The sequence below is a fragment of the Providencia sneebia DSM 19967 genome (assembly GCF_000314895.2).
Classification (GTDB): Bacteria; Pseudomonadota; Gammaproteobacteria; order Enterobacterales; family Enterobacteriaceae; genus Providencia; species Providencia sneebia.
Genome location: NZ_CM001773.1, coordinates 2036076 through 2051876 on the forward strand (window position 1 = coordinate 2036076; position 15801 = coordinate 2051876).

At 38.9% G+C, this 15801-nt stretch carries 15 protein-coding genes; 6 read left to right on the plus strand and 9 right to left on the minus strand.

Annotated elements, in window-relative coordinates:
- Positions 1-168: 168 nt before the first annotated feature.
- Together OO7_RS08395 and slyA are read left to right on the plus strand one after the other, a co-directional pair.
- On the plus strand, positions 169-408 hold the full coding sequence (locus tag OO7_RS08395; RefSeq protein ID WP_008915520.1) for a DUF1289 domain-containing protein: 240 nt from the start codon (positions 169-171) through the stop codon (positions 406-408).
- Between the two features lie 570 nt (positions 409-978).
- Complete coding sequence (gene slyA / locus OO7_RS08400) at positions 979-1413, plus strand: transcriptional regulator SlyA (RefSeq protein WP_008915521.1); 435 nt, start codon at positions 979-981, stop codon at positions 1411-1413.
- 489 nt (positions 1414-1902) lie between these two features.
- On the opposite strand, the gene OO7_RS08405 is transcribed toward slyA, so the two are convergent.
- A complete protein-coding gene (locus tag OO7_RS08405) occupies positions 1903-2370 on the minus strand; it encodes an outer membrane lipoprotein (protein WP_008915522.1) in 468 nt (155 codons plus the stop codon).
- A gap of 686 nt (positions 2371-3056) precedes the next feature.
- Between OO7_RS08405 and anmK the strand changes: the two genes are divergently transcribed.
- From anmK to pdxY, 4 genes are all read left to right on the plus strand, one after another.
- Positions 3057-4178 (plus strand): anhydro-N-acetylmuramic acid kinase, encoded by a 1122-nt coding sequence (gene anmK, locus OO7_RS08410; RefSeq protein WP_008915523.1) that lies wholly within the window; start codon positions 3057-3059, stop codon positions 4176-4178.
- A 24-nt stretch (positions 4179-4202) separates the two neighbouring features.
- Positions 4203-4862: a pyridoxamine 5'-phosphate oxidase gene (pdxH, locus tag OO7_RS08415; protein WP_008915524.1), complete on the plus strand. Its 660-nt coding sequence runs from the start codon at positions 4203-4205 to the stop codon at positions 4860-4862.
- A gap of 159 nt (positions 4863-5021) precedes the next feature.
- A complete protein-coding gene (tyrS, locus tag OO7_RS08420) occupies positions 5022-6296 on the plus strand; it encodes a tyrosine--tRNA ligase (RefSeq protein WP_008915525.1) in 1275 nt (424 codons plus the stop codon).
- A gap of 110 nt (positions 6297-6406) precedes the next feature.
- Positions 6407-7270, plus strand: coding sequence for a pyridoxal kinase PdxY (gene pdxY / locus OO7_RS08425; protein ID WP_008915526.1), 864 nt, complete (start codon positions 6407-6409; stop codon positions 7268-7270).
- Between the two features lie 199 nt (positions 7271-7469).
- Here pdxY and gstA read toward each other — a convergent pair whose 3' ends face one another.
- The 8 genes from gstA to pspF all read right to left on the minus strand — a co-directional run bounded on the left by gstA (position 7470) and on the right by pspF (position 15693).
- Positions 7470-8075 carry a glutathione transferase GstA gene (gene gstA / locus OO7_RS08430; protein WP_008915527.1) on the minus strand — a complete coding sequence of 202 codons (606 nt, stop codon included), beginning with the start codon at positions 8073-8075 and terminating at the stop codon, positions 7470-7472.
- 168 nt (positions 8076-8243) lie between these two features.
- A complete protein-coding gene (gene fabI, locus OO7_RS08435; protein WP_008915528.1) occupies positions 8244-9032 on the minus strand; it encodes an enoyl-ACP reductase FabI in 789 nt (262 codons plus the stop codon).
- Positions 9033-9181: 149 nt separating this feature from the next.
- The gene (gene sapF / locus OO7_RS08440) at positions 9182-9985 is read right to left on the minus strand and encodes a putrescine export ABC transporter ATP-binding protein SapF (protein ID WP_008915529.1); all 804 of its coding nucleotides are present in this window, start codon (positions 9983-9985) and stop codon (positions 9182-9184) included.
- Entirely contained in the window at positions 9985-10980 is a 996-nt protein-coding gene (gene sapD / locus OO7_RS08445) for a putrescine export ABC transporter ATP-binding protein SapD (RefSeq protein ID WP_008915530.1), read from the minus strand. Before sapD ends, sapF begins: the two co-directional genes overlap by 1 nt.
- On the minus strand, positions 10980-11870 hold the full coding sequence (sapC, locus tag OO7_RS08450) for a putrescine export ABC transporter permease SapC (RefSeq protein WP_008915531.1): 891 nt from the start codon (positions 11868-11870) through the stop codon (positions 10980-10982). The genes sapD and sapC overlap by 1 nt, the downstream gene beginning before the upstream one ends.
- A complete protein-coding gene (sapB, locus tag OO7_RS08455) occupies positions 11857-12822 on the minus strand; it encodes a putrescine export ABC transporter permease SapB (protein ID WP_008915532.1) in 966 nt (321 codons plus the stop codon). The genes sapC and sapB overlap by 14 nt, the downstream gene beginning before the upstream one ends.
- Positions 12819-14504, minus strand: coding sequence for an ABC transporter substrate-binding protein SapA (gene sapA / locus OO7_RS08460; RefSeq protein WP_008915533.1), 1686 nt, complete (start codon positions 14502-14504; stop codon positions 12819-12821). Before sapA ends, sapB begins: the two co-directional genes overlap by 4 nt.
- Before the next feature lie 172 nt (positions 14505-14676).
- Positions 14677-15693 (minus strand): phage shock protein operon transcriptional activator, encoded by a 1017-nt coding sequence (gene pspF / locus OO7_RS08465; RefSeq protein ID WP_008915534.1) that lies wholly within the window; start codon positions 15691-15693, stop codon positions 14677-14679.
- Between the last annotated feature and the right edge of the window lie 108 nt (positions 15694-15801).

Sequence of the window (15801 nt, forward strand, 5' to 3'; positions counted from 1 at the left end):
CTCCCTTAAAGTCGGTCGCTGAGTAAATCTAATTCATTCTAACCATTAATATAACGCGCCTAATATATTTAACTCAATTAAAGTGGTATGTTTTTTAGGCAAATGATAGATTGAATCAAGTGAATGAAGTATATCATTAATTCTTGATCTGCGTTAGGTGGTATGAATATGGCAGAACAACTCGAATTTTTTGAAATTAAAAGCCCGTGCCGTAACATTTGTCAAATGAATGAACAAGGTTACTGCATAGGTTGTTTTCGTTCTCGTGATGAACGTTTTAAGTGGTTTACATTGACAAACGAACAGAAACGCAATGTTCTTCGTTTATGTTATCAACGTAGTCGTCGTGTAGCGACAAGCAAAAATTCACAAGATGAACAACTGCCAATACAGCAAACACTATTCTAATATTTTGAGACAATGACTTTTGAGTCATCAATTTGCTAATAAACCAAAAATAAAAGAATACATTTCAGATGTCAAATATATACTCTTGAAATTATTAATCTTGATATTTATAAGAATAAAATAATAAATATGATTATTTTTAAATGGGTTTTTACTTATTCAAATTGATAATTAAAACTTAATTGTACGGATATAATTGTTATTTTTTTAAGATTAACTATATCGCTTTATTTTTCAATGGATTATTGGTTGTTGTCTTTCATATTGTTAATTGTAATTACTATAAGTGTTAAAATAGATAGATTTGAAAGAGGAGTAAGGCTATTCTTATTAACAAGATAACTAATATGTTATTGCAATGAGTGAAATTAATTTTAATATATAGATTGCAATGATGTACTTAGTGATCTGAATCATGAAAAAAAATCTTAGCATCACTATAAGTAGGTATTTGAACGTTTTTTTTAATAATTTATTATCATAGCGACAAGGAGTGAATATATAATTTAGGAATAATTTAAATTTGGTTTATTTATTAATCAAAATGATTATTACAATAAGGAGGGAACATTGGAATCACAAATAGAAACTGATCTATCTCGAGTATTTCGCCTATGGAGAACATTGCTTGATGATCGTTTGAAACCATTGAAATTAACGCATACTCATTGGAAAACGCTACATTGTATTAGCCAATTGCCACCGGAACAATCACAGATCCAACTCGCTAAAGCAATCGGTATTGAACAGCCATCATTAGTGAGGACTTTAGATCAACTGGAGGAGAAAAAATTAATTTCACGTCATACTTGTGCGAATGATAGGAGGGCAAAAAGAATAAAGCTAACAGATGAATCTAAACCATTTATTAAAACAGTTGATGAAGTTATTGATAATACGCGTAAAGAAATACTAAGTGATATTGCGATAGATGAATTAGACCAACTTTCAGTGTTACTTTCTAGATTAGAAAAAAACATTACTCGATTGCAGGGGGATTTATAAATAATTATAAATTAATATGAATGCTCCATCTTAAATCATATCTGATTATGAATAATTTAATAGTGACGTGAGAAATAATGTGAATTTTTAAGGAGACACATAACTAATTAATGATTTCATTTATATAATCTATATTTATATAGTAAATATTAATATGGTAATATGGATGTTAAAATTTCTAGTCTCAATAATAACTGGACTAATATTCAACTGACAATTGTATGGAAGGATCAGAACACAGCATAAATATTCTTTAAATTATTATTAATAGCTAAATGATTAACATTTTTTCTATTAACATAAAGACAATTAAAAAGTTACAGCTTAAGTAATAAAAGAAAGAAAAGATTGATAGTATCAATTTATAACAGGATACTATCTACCATTGATGCTTTAAGCTGATTAAAAAAGATATGTTCACCGGTAAAATGCCGGTGAACATACGCTAAATAACTATATTGCTAAATAACTATATAGAAGATGACAACATTAACGAGGAGAAACGGTTACTGTTCCACCACTGTTTGCAATCATGACACGTTGGTTTTTTGCAAAAACACTCGGATCTTGTTTTTGTACAACGACAATATTTTTACCGCTATCAAGACGGATTTCTAACTGAACACCTTGGCTTTTATTAAGCGCGCCTTGTGCTTGTTGACCAGCTAGGCCACCCGCAATAGCACCAGCTGCAGTTGCTAGTGTTTTACCAGTACCACCGCCAACGGTATTACCTAATAGCCCACCTAGCACAGCTCCACCAATTGCACCGATGACATTTTCATCATCACCCGCTTGAATAGTCACAGGGCGAACATTCAAAATTGTACCGTAAGTGACAGTTTGTACTTGTTTGGCATCTTTCGCTGAAATAGTATCACCAGAAAGTGTGCTGGTATTGACACAGCCAGCTAACATAACAACCGCAGCAACACCGACGAAAACTTTCTTAAGCATAATAACTCCTATGAGACTTGCTGTCTGTCTGTGGCACTAACATAGCATTGGATGATTGTTTTAACCATAATCACATTATGAACTATTATTACGCACAGTTTAAAACTGGGGATAAGATTACTTATTTTGATTTAAACAGACGGTAAACACTAGGTAAAATATCCCAAAGTGTGGTTTATTCTATAAAGGAAAGCACACTTTGTTAAACGTTTTTTGGTGTTTATTGAACATAAAATAACGATTGATAGATTTTATGTGAGATTAGTTTTTAACTAAAGTAGATTTTATATTCAATACATTTTAAGCATTAGTTAGAAACGACAATGGACATATGCGGATATTTGCTATTTTTCTTTAGAATAATGCTTCGGTCTGGCGAGAGAATATCGAAATAGACATGAATTGCGTAAAGGCTATTTGCCTAACGTATCAGTTAGAATTATTTATATTCTTGTTCAATGTTATTCAAATAATTCTACCTATCACAAAAACGCAATATGTGAATGAATTAAATTGTCGCTTGGCTGTATTTTAAACTAAAAATGGCAATGCGGTTTATCTATTTTTGCTTACTGCGAGTTAGGCCGAGAAAAAATCATGTGCAGTTGACAAACGCCCAGATGACAGCACAATCTTTCGTAAGTTTAAACACACAAAACCGTTATGTACTTTGAGGGAACAACAAGATGATAAAGTCAGGCCGTTATATAGGAGTGATGTCTGGAACTAGTCTAGATGGTGTTGATGTTGTTCTTGCCGCAATTAGTGATAAATTTGTTGCTGAGCAAGCCAGTTTAAGCCTTGTTTTCCCAATAGAATTAAAAAAACGTATTCTTAATATTTGCCAAGGCCAAGCAACAACTTTATCTGAAATAGGTAAAATTGATAGAGAACTCGGTTCGTTATATGCGCAAGCCATTAATCAATTATTAGCCGAAACCGGTGTTCCGGCAAAGGATATTATTGCGATTGGTTGCCATGGACAGACAGTTTGGCATGAGCCTGACGGTGATCAGCCCTTTACGATGCAACTGGGCGATAATAATCGGGTTGCAGCTTTAACGGGCATCACGACAGTTGGTGATTTTAGACGTAGAGATATGGCGTATGGTGGGCAAGGTGCTCCATTAGTTCCTGCTTTTCATTTAGCCGTTCTTGGCCATAGCGCAGAAAAACGAATTATCTTAAATATTGGTGGTATTTCAAATATTACAGCCTTATTACCCGGCTCGTATGTTAAAGGATACGACACAGGCCCCGGTAATATGTTAATGGATTCTTGGATATGGCGTCATAAACAGCGCGCATATGATGAAGACGGGCAGTGGGCAAAAACGGGAACTGTTAATCAACCATTATTGAAAAAATTATTATCTGATGCTTATTTTCGTCGGGCAGCTCCAAAAAGTACTGGGCGTGAATATTTTAATATGCAATGGTTAGATAAAAATTTAGCTCATTTTATTGATATTACACCTGAAGATGTACAAGCGACATTATGTGAATTAACAGCAGCATCAATTGCAGAACAGATATTGCTTTGTGGTGGATGTGAGCGTTTAATTGTTTGTGGCGGCGGGGCGAAAAATAGCTTTTTGATGCAGCGACTAGCTGCATTATTACCGGGAACAGAAGTTGCCGCGAGTGATAAATATGGGTTAAGTGGTGATGATATGGAAGCGTTGGCATTTGCTTGGTTAGCCGCTCGGTCTATGGCGAATTTATCGGGTAACCTGCCTTCTGTTACGGGTGCAGAACGCGAAACCGTTTTAGGTGCTATTTATCCTGCTAATATTGACGAAAAATAACTGTATGAAGGAAATAGAATAATAATGAACGACAATGACGGTCATGAAATCGATTTAGCTGCATTACGTCGTGAATACACTAAAGGTGGATTAAGACGCCCTGATTTAACACCAGAACCACTGCAACTCTTTGAGTTGTGGTTAAAGCAAGCTTGTGAAGCAAAATTAAGTGATCCCACGGCAATGGCTGTGGCAACTGTTGACGAAACAGGCCAACCTTATCAAAGGATCGTGCTCTTAAAGCATTTTGATGAGAAGGGGTTAGTATTTTACACCAATATGGGAAGCCGCAAAGCGCGTCATTTGGAGCAAAATAATAAAATTAGCTTACTTTTTCCATGGTATCCGTTAGAGCGCCAAGTGAATTTTGTTGGTGTTGCGGAGCGCTTAAGCCCAATTGAAGTTGTAAAATATTTCCATAGCCGGCCTAAAGATAGCCAAATTGCAGCTTGGGCATCACAGCAATCTTCACGAATTTCAGCGCGTAGTATTTTAGAAGGTAAATTTTTAGAACTAAAACAGAAATTCCAAAATGGCGAAGTGCCTCTTCCGAGTTTTTGGGGTGGTTTTCGTGTTGTTTTTAACAGTGTGGAATTTTGGCAAGGTGGTGCAAATCGTTTGCATGATCGTTTTCTTTATCAGCGTGAGGAAAATGGTTGGAAAATAGATAGATTAGCGCCGTAATAATCTATTTTTTAGCTGGCACTTAACTGCTTGGGGCTTTATGCTATAGCTTCGTTTACGAAAACTGACAAGTTATACCTACGAGATTAGCCAGTTTGCTTAATCTTGGGGGTACTTTTACTATAACAGATAGACAAAATTCAACTGATGGAGTCATTGATGTCTAGCAATAACCTGATTAAACAATTGCAAGAGCGGGGCTTAATTGCCCAGGTAACGGACGAGGATGCGTTAGCAGAGAGACTGGCGCAAGGCCCTATCTCTCTCTATTGCGGTTTCGATCCTACCGCTGACAGCTTGCATTTGGGCCATCTGGTTCCCTTGCTGTGTTTAAAGCGATTCCAACTAGCCGGGCACAAGCCTGTGGCGTTGGTCGGTGGCGCAACGGGTCTAATTGGTGATCCAAGTTTTAAAGCTTCTGAGCGTAAATTAAATACCGCAGAGACCGTCCAAGAATGGGTAGAAAAAATTCGTCATCAAGTATCACCGTTTTTAAGTTTTGATATTGGTGATAACAGCGCAAAACTTGCGAATAATTATGATTGGTTTGGCAAGATGGATGTTTTAACATTCTTGCGCGATATTGGTAAACACTTCTCTGTTAACCAAATGATTAATAAAGAAGCGGTTAAACAACGTTTAAATCGTGATGATGTTGGGATCTCTTTTACCGAATTTGCTTATAACCTGCTGCAAGGTTATGATTTTGCGAATTTAAATAAAGAATATGATGTTGAGCTACAAATTGGTGGCTCAGACCAATGGGGTAATATTACATCCGGTATTGACCTGACTCGCCGTTTAAATCAGAAACAAGTTTATGGTATGACAGTCCCTTTGATTACCAAATCTGATGGGACAAAATTTGGTAAAACTGAAGGTGGCGCAGTATGGCTTGATCCGAAGAAAACCAGCCCATACAAATTCTACCAATTCTGGATCAATACTGCTGACTCCGATGTTTATCGCTTCCTGAAATTCTTTACTTTCATGGAACTGAGCGAAATTGATGCTCTGGAAGAAGAAGACAAAAATAGTGGTAAAGCGCCACGCGCTCAATATGTACTTGCAGAGAATGTGACTCGTCTTGTTCATGGCGAAGAAGGGCTAGCAGCAGCACGCCGTATTACGGATAGCTTATTCTCTGGCGCTGTTTCTGACTTAACGGAAGCCGATTTTGAACAATTAGCCCAAGACGGTATGCCATGCATCCATCTAGAAGAGGGGGCTGATTTGCAACAAGCCTTGGTTGAGTCTGAATTGACACCTTCTCGTGGTCAAGCAAGAACAGCAATTAGCTCAAATGCAGTTTCTGTTAACGGCCAGAAGCAAACTGATCCAATGTATGTATTTAATGACGCTGACCGTTTATTTGGACGTTTCACATTGGTTCGTCGTGGTAAGAAAAACGACTGTTTGATCAATTGGAAATAAGACTGAATAACCTGTGAAATATTAGTCCAAGGTATTCCTTGGGCTAATATTATTCATAATGATTATTCATTGATTTCACTTCTTTCGATTTAATGATCCTTGGGTTTTCCATGAAAAGTGTTCTTTCAATACAATCCCACGTCGTTTTCGGACACGCAGGAAATAGCGCTGCAGTTTTCCCTATGTGCCGTATGGGGGTCGATGTTTGGCCGCTTAATACAGTTCAATTTTCAAACCACACGCAATATCCTCAATGGACGGGGAGTGTTTATCCAGCACAACATTTAGTTGATATTGTTGATGGGTTAGCAAAAATCCATAAGCTTGAGATATGTAATGCAGTCCTAAGTGGTTATATTGGTTCTGCTGAACAAGGGAACAGCATTCTGTCTATTGTGAAGCAAGTTAAATCGGCTAATCCAGAAGCGATCTACTTTTGTGACCCTGTCATGGGGCATCCTGAGAAAGGTTGTATTGTGGCACCCGGTGTTGCTGAATTTTTATGTCAGCAAGCTTTGCCAGTTAGTGATGTGATTGCACCTAATTTACTGGAATTAGAAACCTTGTCAGGTGAACACATTACTAATGTTGAACAAGCTGTACAAGCTGCTCGTCGTTTGTGTCAGCAAGGCCCTAAGATAGTTTTAGTTAAACATTTAAGTCGTGCTGGCTATCGTACTGATCGTTTTGAAATGATTTTAGTCACTCAAGAACATAGTTGGCATGTGAGTCGTCCGCTGGTGGACTTTGGTGAAAAACAACCTGTTGGAGTAGGGGATTTAACAAGTGGTTTGATGCTTGTTAACCTCTTAAAAGGTGAAAGTTTGCCTAAAGCATTAGAACACGTTGCTTCTGCTGTGTATGAAGTCATGCTTAAAACTAAAGAAATGGGCGAATATGAACTGCAACTTGTTGCTGCTCAAGAGCAAATGGTTGAACCAAAACATAAATTTAACGCCACAGAAATTGATTAATTGATTGCTTTTCTATTTTTTCTAGCAGCCGCTTCAAAAATGATGGCAATAAAAATGCAGTAGTAAATTTTTTACTACTGCAATAAAGGTTACTGTATCCAGTTGAATTACATCTAAAAAATTATAAAGTGCGAGCAGGTTATACAATGATGTATTTGCAACTAAACTTATTCATAATTAGGTTAGCGCCTACATTTCACTAAATTAAACCTTCAGCGATTAATGCTTCTTGAACATGTGGGCGTTTGGCAATTTTTTCACGATACTTCGCTAAATGGCTTAAGTGAGAAAGATCTAATCCAACGATTTGGGCCCAATTACTCACCGTAAATAGGTAAGCATCAGCGACGGTAAAGTGGTTATCTGCAAAAAACGCTTGTTTTGCGAGAACATCATCGACGTATTGGAATTTTTTCTCAAGATTAGCTTTGACTGTATTTTTGTACTCTTCAGGTGTTGCTGGCGAGAATAATGGGCCAAAACTTTTATGTAGTTCTGTGGAAATAAAATTAAGCGCTTCAAGTTGGTGATAGCGTTTCATCGTGCCAGCAGGTGCAATTAAGTTTCTGTCTGGTTTTTGATCTGCGATATATTGAACAATTACTGCGCCTTCAGTCAGATGCTCACCATTATCTAAGATAAGGAGAGGAACTTGTCCTTTAGGATTGATAGCTAAGAAATTTTCACCATTTTCAGTGAGTTTATCTTTTAGATTGACGCATTCAACGCTGAAATCTAGTCCAGTTTCACGCAAAATAATATGTGGGGATAGAGAGCAAGCACCGGGAGAAAAATACAATTTCATCTTAAAACTCCTAAACCGTTACATGAGTAATATTAGACAAGTCCTTCGGGAGTATAGCACGACAATAATTAAATAATTGGTTTTAAGTGTTGTAGGTGGCGAGCTTCAGGGTAAATACCAAAACGTCATCCGGTCAGATGACGTTTTTGGAGAATTGAAAATTAAGGCTTATTTCAATTCTAATTCATTCATTGCTGCGATGCTAAAACCACCATCAACATGAACGACTTCACCTGTGATACCCGCAGCAAGATTTGAACTCAAGAATGCAGCAGTATTACCAACATCTTCAATTGTGACGGTACGGCGAATTGGTGTAACCGCTTCACAATGCGCTAACATTTTACGGAAATCTTTGATGCCAGAGGCTGCTAAAGTACGAATTGGTCCTGCTGAAATAGCATTAACGCGGATACCTTGAGGACCCATTGCATTTGCCATATAGCGAACGTTAGCTTCTAGAGAGGCTTTAGCAAGACCCATGACATTATAGTTAGGGATAGCACGCTCTGCACCTAAATAAGTTAATGTCAGAAGAGATGCATCAGGAGTCAGCATATTGCGACATGCTTTCGCCATAGCAACAAAGCTATATGCACTGATGTCATGAGCAATACGGAAGCCGTCACGAGTAACTGCATCAACATAATCGCCATCTAATTGATCAGCTGGCGCAAAACCGATTGAATGGACAAAACCGTCGAATTTAGGCCAAGATTTTTCTAGTTCAGCAAACAGAGTTGTAATACTTGCATCATCTGCAACATCACATTCAAGAACGATGTTTGAATCTAAAGACGCTGCAAATTCTTCAACGCGTGGCTTCAGTTTTTCGTTTTGATAGGTGAAAGCTAACTCTGCACCTTGTTCGCGCATTGCTTTAGCAATACCGTATGCGATTGATAATTTACTGGCAACGCCAGTGATTAGAATGCGTTTGCCGGTTAAAAAACCCATAGCATTATCCTTGTTTATTTTCTATTGAAAATGTGAATATATCAAAAGACATACTATCTTGGATATCTTCACATTCTTTATTGACGAACTTTCGCTATCTTATCATGTATTTTCTAAAGAAGGATACTTTGCCTTTCTCCTCGGAGCAGTCAAAGATCCTGCCGCCATGCATCAATTGAGAGTGGTTCACCAAAATGACTTTCAATTAAACGACGAGTGACATCATGTAAAGGTGCAGCCAGCACTTCTGCAGTATTACCGCGCTCAACGACAACACCTTTATCCATCACTAACATTTTATCACTGATATGTTTTACCATCCCGAGATGTTGAGTAACATAAATATAAGCAATATCTTGCTTAGCTTGTAACTCAAGCATTAAATTAATGATTTGCGAGCGCATTGACATATCTAATGATGCAAGTGCTTCATCGGCAATGATAATCTCTGGTTGTAAGATAAGTGCTCGGGCGAGAGCGACACGCTGTTTTTGCCCGGAAGCTAACATATGAGGATAATATTGAGCATGGTCAGGTAATAATCCGACTTGGCGTAATGTTTCAAAAATACGACGTTCTCGCTCATTACCCGTTAATTCTGTATTTAGTTTTAAAGGCAGTTCTAGTGTTTGCCCAATTCGCTGTCGAGGATTCAGGGAAGTACTTGGGTCTTGGAATATCATTCGTACCCGTTGACTCCGGTAGCCGTAATCGCCATAAGTTAAGCGATGACCTCGGATCATGATTTCGCCTGCGGTAGGTTCCGTTACACCGGATAACATACGCGCAAGTGTTGATTTCCCCGAACCATTAGCGCCAATGATGGCTAATGTCTGACCTGCTTGTAAATTAAAACTTAATGGTTTTACTGCTTCAAGTGCATAGCGGCGAAATAATCCCTCACGAAAGCGAAATGTTTTTGTCAGATTACGGACTTCAAGTAATGCTTCCATTAGGATGATTCCTCCGTATTGAGCGGATAATGGCAAGCAAATAGATGATTTTTAATATTCCGCAAAGGTGGAACAACAATACATGTGCGTTGAGCATATGGGCAGCGTGGCCCCAATCGACAGCCGATAGGCAGATGCTCTAAGGATGGAATGGCTCCCGGTAAGGTATTTAATCGTCCTTTATGTGGAATAGGGCTTTCGAAGTCAGGAATCGAGCGGATCAATGCTTGTGTATAAGGATGATGTGGGCGCTGTAATATATCTTCTGGGGTGGCGCTTTCTACCGTTTGCCCACAGTAAAGTACATTTATGCGATCAACTAATTTTGACATCATTTCCATATCATGACTGATCAGCAAAATAGACATGTTGTTATTCTGATTAAGCCTATCCAGTAAACGGAAAATCTGTGCTTGGGTGGTTGATTCCATCGCATTGGTGGGTTCATCAGCAATCAGTAATCGCGGCTGATTAGCAATGGCGATAGCTATCATCACTTTTTGACATTCGCCGTCCGTTAATTCATAAGGGTAACTGTGCATAATATCTTTGTGATCTTTAATACCCACTCGATGCAATAATTCAATTGCTCGACGTTTACGCCAGTTAATGCGCTGCCACCAGCGACCTTTGTATGTCCAGCCAGGAATGGCCTGAATAAGCTGTTTACCAATATTTTCCGCAGGATCTAGGCAAGATTGCGGCTCTTGGAAGATCATTGATATATTATGACCAATTAATTTCCGTCGTTTACGCGGGCTTAGTTTGAGTAAATCAATATCTTGAAAACGAAAACGGTCAGCAGTGACACGGATATTATCTTTTGTTACACCACAAATAGCTTTTGCTATTAGACTTTTGCCAGAGCCAGATTCACCCACTAAACCGCGAACTTCGCCCTCTGAAAGCGTCATTGAAACTCTATCAACGGCCTTTACAGGCCCATTGGCTGTCATAAATTCAATGGTTAAATTGCGGATATCTAAAAGTGGCATTATTCTACTCCCACATTAATGGCGCGATGCAAACCATCACCGAGTAAATTGACAAATAGCACACTAATCATGATAGCAGCTCCCGGCAAAATAACTGTCCACGGCGCAACATAAATAAGTTCTAAGGTATCACCCAACATTGCTCCCCATTCTGAAGAGGGCAGTTGCGCACCCAAGTCAAGGAATCCAAGCGCGGCGATATCCAAAATGGCAATAGAAAGGGCGCGTGTTAATTCAGTGACTAAGATGGGTGTAATATTCGGTAAGACGGTGTACCACAAAATAAAGATATTTGATGCGCCATCAAGTCTAGCGGCAACAATGTATTCTTTATCGAGTTCGTCATGAACGGCAACATAAATCGTCCTGACCATTCGCGGAATTAATGCTAGGCAAATAGCCAGCATCGCATTCTCTAAACTTGCGCCCATAAAGGCGACCACAATAATGGCAAGTAATAACGACGGAATTGATAATAATGTATCTAATATATGATTAAAAATCGCAGATTTTAAGCCGCGGGTCATCCCAGCTAGGCAACCTAATATCAGACCTATTATTGTGGCAATAAAGGTGACTAGCAGTGCTGCACCAAAAGTGGATTTTGTCCCGATAATTAAACGGCTCAGTATGTCGCGCCCTAAATCATCCGTACCAAGGAAAAAAGAGACATTCCCATAATGCGACCACGAAGGAGGGAGCAACTGATAACCTAAAAATTGTTGGTCAATGGTATAAGGCGCAAGGTAAGGGCCGATAAAAGAGAGTAATAGCAAAAATAGTACGCCATAAAATCCCACCATCGAAATAATATCGGAGGAGAAAATATTCCAAACCACTCGCGTTGGTGAAGGCATTTTCTGTTCACGATAAAAATTATCTGAGGACATACCAATCCTTATGTTTTAACGGGTCCATCATAGCGCCTAAAATATCAGACAGAACGTTGACAGCGATAACAAGCGCACCGATTAGCATGACACCCGCAGAAATTGCTGAGTAATCTTGCTGACGTATTGCTGTAACTAACCAACGACCGAGTCCTGGCCAGTTGAAGACCACCTCAGTAACCATTGTCAATGTTAACATGGTTGAAAATTGCAAACCTAATTTAGGGATAATTGGTGGTATAGCATTATGTAATATATGGCGATGAATAATTGTTAAGCGTGATAGACCACGCGTTGCTGCTGCTTTTATATAATTGGTGTTAGCAATCTCTTCGGTACTATTACGTACCAAACGGATCACTTCTGTTGTCGGCGCTAAAGCTAATGTGATAACCGGTAATATCATGTGCTCAAGAACATTGATGATCATCTGTTGGCGATAAGGTGAATCAGAAAGCCACGCATCAATTAATGCAAATCCAGTGATGGTTTCTAAATTATAAAGTAAGTCAATCCGCCCTGAAACCGGTAGCCAGCCAAGCCGTAATGAGAAAAATAGGGTAAGAACAAGGGCTAACACAAATACTGGCACTGAAAAACCAAGTAAAGCAAAAGCGCTAATGGCAATATCGGCAGGTTTATTGCGCCAGAAAGCCGCGATCATTCCAAGTGGAATGCCTACCCCCAAAGCAAAGATAAAGGCTAAAATACACAGTTCCATGGTTGCAGGAAAGGTATCTTTAAGCTGATCTGTTATGGGTTCGCCATTAATACTTGAAACACCAAAATCAAAATGCAATAGCCCATTAAAGTAGAACAAATAGGCATCAAGCAGTGAGGCTCCACTTAAAGGTGCATTGGGTGTAAAGTAACTTAGACTAAAGCTGACTAAAGAAAGGAAAAAAACGGTAACCAGCAGCAGCAATAGGCGACGCAATGAATAAATAATCATGGGCGTGCTCCTGATTTATGACTTACTGGAGGGGCATTTTCTTCCATATCGCGATAAACGCCTGCAAAAGACGTATTTCCAAAGGCACTAATAACTAACCCTTTAATATCAAAGCGATAAGCTTGCATTCGCAAAGAATAGGCCAGAGGTAAAACAGGTAAATCTTGACTTAATATTTGTTGCGCTTGGTGGTAGTAGTCAATACGCGCAGCTAGTTGCTCAGTTAAGAGCGCTTTATGTAATATGTCATCAAATGAATTATTACACCAATGACTTAAGTTAGTTTGTGAATTAATCGCTGCACAACTCAGTAATGGGCGGAAAAAACTGTCTGGGTCATTGCTGTCAGTTGCCCAACCTGCAAGCGTCATATCATGAGAGCGATCCATCAATTGGTTTTCTTGAAAACGTCCTTCAACAGAACGAATATTCATTTTAATACCCACTTGCGCTAAATCAGCTTGGATCAATTCAGCCATTTTTAATGGGCTTGGGTTATAGGATTGAGATGAGACGGGAACCCATAAGTCGAGGGTGAGTTTTTCATAGCCCATCTCTTGTAACATTTTTTTTGATAATTCAGGGTTGTAATCCGTTATTTTAGCTTGATTATCATAAGCCCAAGATGCTCTTGGTAAAATTGATGCCGCGGTTTCTGCCGTACCATAATAAATTGATTGCATTAAACGCTCATTATTAATGGCGTAAGCAATTGCTTGTCGCACTTTAAGTTCATTTAATGGTGGCTTACTGGTATTGAACGCTAAATAGGCGATATTCATCCCGGAGCGCATTGAAATCCGTAAGCGGGGATCATCACGTAATACGGATAGTTGGCTAGCCGCAGGATAAGCGAGAACATCACATTCACCCGTCAATAATTTTGAGATACGGCCTGTTCCACCCGCGCCCATATCTATAACAACTTCTTCCATGCGCGGTTCACCTTTCCAATAATGGTCATTGCGCATTAAACGCACAAACTGCCCAGCTTGGTAATCTTCTAAACGAAAAGGACCGGTGCCTACAGGTCGCCAATCAATCATTTCTTGGCGATTAATACTGGCAAGGTAATCAGCATATTCAGCAGATAAAATAGGCGCGTAATGGGTCGCTAAATGCCATAAAAATGAAGCATCAGGTTCACTTAGGCGAAATTCAACAGTGTGATCATTAATTTTGCGGATGCTTTTTACGCTGGTGGCAAATTGTAAGCTATCAAAATAGGGATAACGGCCGCCGTTAATATAATGATAAGGATGGTGGACTTCAAACATGCGCGAGAAGCTAAAAACAACATCATCCGCATTCATATTGCGCGTTGGTGTAAACCAAGGCGTGTCTTGAAATTTAATATCTTTTCTTAATGACAAACGGTAAGTCGCGCCATTATCGAGAACTTCCCAATTAGATGCAACTTCAGGGACTAGACGATAAGTGAAAGGGTCGACATCTAACAAGCGGTCATAGATCTGCGCACTGAGAGGATCAACAATTAGGCCGCTACTGACTAATTGCGGGTTAAATGTTGTTATGATGCCATTGATGCAGTAAATAAAACCGTTTTGACGAATGTCTTTTGGAACATCATTCGCCACAGTATCTTTATACGGCACATTACCACTAAGTGCATGGGCTATTAGGGAAAACGCAAATAAAAGCCAAAAAGTTATTAGGCGCATATCACTGATGTCATTAACCTGAAATGGTGTATTGTAACGCAAAAATGGCGCGATAGGATATATCTCATCTACTACGCCACACATGATAAGCTTGGATAATATCAATTACTGAAATATTTAAGTTAATTATTTGTATTGCTGCATTTTGCTCAATGATATCAGTCATTATCGTTTAGTCACGAATGCTTAATTGAAGCTCATCTAAATCAATCTGGTGTTTTTTCATTAAACCCCTTAATTGATCATAACTTAAAGATAGCAGCTGTGCAGCTTTTCGCTGGTTAAAAAAGCTTTGCTGCAGAGCAAGTTGTACGAACTGTTTCTCATTTTTTTGCTGCCATTGCTTTAAGTCACAGGGCAAAGCGGGAAGAGTGGAGCTTTGTATCTGGTTGGAGGTGGGAGTGAGGTCAGCAAGTTTTTCGCCAAACGGGTCAAAGATAATATTATCAACAGGTGTATCTTGATCGGAGTGGCGATAAACTGACCGCTCAACAACGTTTTTTAATTCGCGAATATTTCCCGGCCATTGATATTGTTGTAATGCTTGCTTGGCTCGCGCGCTAAAACCACTGAAATAGGGGCGTTTTAGTTCACCGCACATGGCAATAGCAAAATGCTCGGCAAGTAACATAATATCGGTAATTCGTTCCCGCAAAGGTGGAATACGGATAACTTCAAACGCTAGCCTATCCAGTAAATCTGCTCGAAAACGCCCTTGTTTAGCAAGTTCTGGTAAATTGGCATTGGTGGCGCAAACTAAGCGAACATCAACTTTCAAGGATTGGCTGCCACCAACGCGTTCAAGTTCGCCATATTCAATTACTCTTAGCAGTTTTTCTTGTACTGACATTGGTGCAGTAGCGAGTTCATCTAAAAATAAAGTGCCTTTGTCCGCGCGTTCAAAACGCCCTTGATGTCGCTTTTGCGCGCCCGTAAAGGATCCCGCCTCATGACCAAATAATTCAGAATCAAGCAAATTTTCATTTAACCCACTGCAATTTAGGGAGATAAAAGGTTCTTGCCAACGAGGTGAAAGATAATGTAAACGGTTGGCGATCAACTCTTTACCTGTTCCGCGCTCACCAATAACCAGAATTGGTTTATTGAGTTGAGCAAGTTCGGATGTTCTTTCTAAAACATCAAGAAAATTAGATGAATTGCCAAGTATGGTATCATTTGTATCATTCATATTTTTCACCAACTATTGGTTTATTTCGCCAACTTAAACTATAAGATAAAATTTCACTAAAGAATATAAAAATTAAATATTCATTTTAAATCATAATGTTGTGATAAT

What these genes read in the sequence shown, in the direction of transcription:
- OO7_RS08395 (WP_008915520.1), top strand. Translation starts at nt 169, where the DNA reads ATGGCAGAACAACTCGAATTTTTTGAAATTAAAAGCCCGTGCCGTAAC.
- OO7_RS08405 (WP_008915522.1), bottom strand. Translation starts at nt 2,370, where the DNA reads ATGCTTAAGAAAGTTTTCGTCGGTGTTGCTGCGGTTGTTATGTTAGCT.
- anmK (WP_008915523.1), top strand. Translation starts at nt 3,057, where the DNA reads ATGATAAAGTCAGGCCGTTATATAGGAGTGATGTCTGGAACTAGTCTA.
- pdxH (WP_008915524.1), top strand. Translation starts at nt 4,203, where the DNA reads ATGAACGACAATGACGGTCATGAAATCGATTTAGCTGCATTACGTCGT.
- tyrS (WP_008915525.1), top strand. Translation starts at nt 5,022, where the DNA reads ATGTCTAGCAATAACCTGATTAAACAATTGCAAGAGCGGGGCTTAATT.
- pdxY (WP_008915526.1), top strand. Translation starts at nt 6,407, where the DNA reads ATGAAAAGTGTTCTTTCAATACAATCCCACGTCGTTTTCGGACACGCA.
- gstA (WP_008915527.1), bottom strand. Translation starts at nt 8,075, where the DNA reads ATGAAATTGTATTTTTCTCCCGGTGCTTGCTCTCTATCCCCACATATT.
- fabI (WP_008915528.1), bottom strand. Translation starts at nt 9,032, where the DNA reads ATGGGTTTTTTAACCGGCAAACGCATTCTAATCACTGGCGTTGCCAGT.
- sapF (WP_008915529.1), bottom strand. Translation starts at nt 9,985, where the DNA reads ATGGAAGCATTACTTGAAGTCCGTAATCTGACAAAAACATTTCGCTTT.
- sapD (WP_008915530.1), bottom strand. Translation starts at nt 10,980, where the DNA reads ATGCCACTTTTAGATATCCGCAATTTAACCATTGAATTTATGACAGCC.
- sapC (WP_008915531.1), bottom strand. Translation starts at nt 11,870, where the DNA reads ATGTCCTCAGATAATTTTTATCGTGAACAGAAAATGCCTTCACCAACG.
- sapB (WP_008915532.1), bottom strand. Translation starts at nt 12,822, where the DNA reads ATGATTATTTATTCATTGCGTCGCCTATTGCTGCTGCTGGTTACCGTT.
- sapA (WP_008915533.1), bottom strand. Translation starts at nt 14,504, where the DNA reads ATGCGCCTAATAACTTTTTGGCTTTTATTTGCGTTTTCCCTAATAGCC.
- pspF (WP_008915534.1), bottom strand. Translation starts at nt 15,693, where the DNA reads ATGAATGATACAAATGATACCATACTTGGCAATTCATCTAATTTTCTT.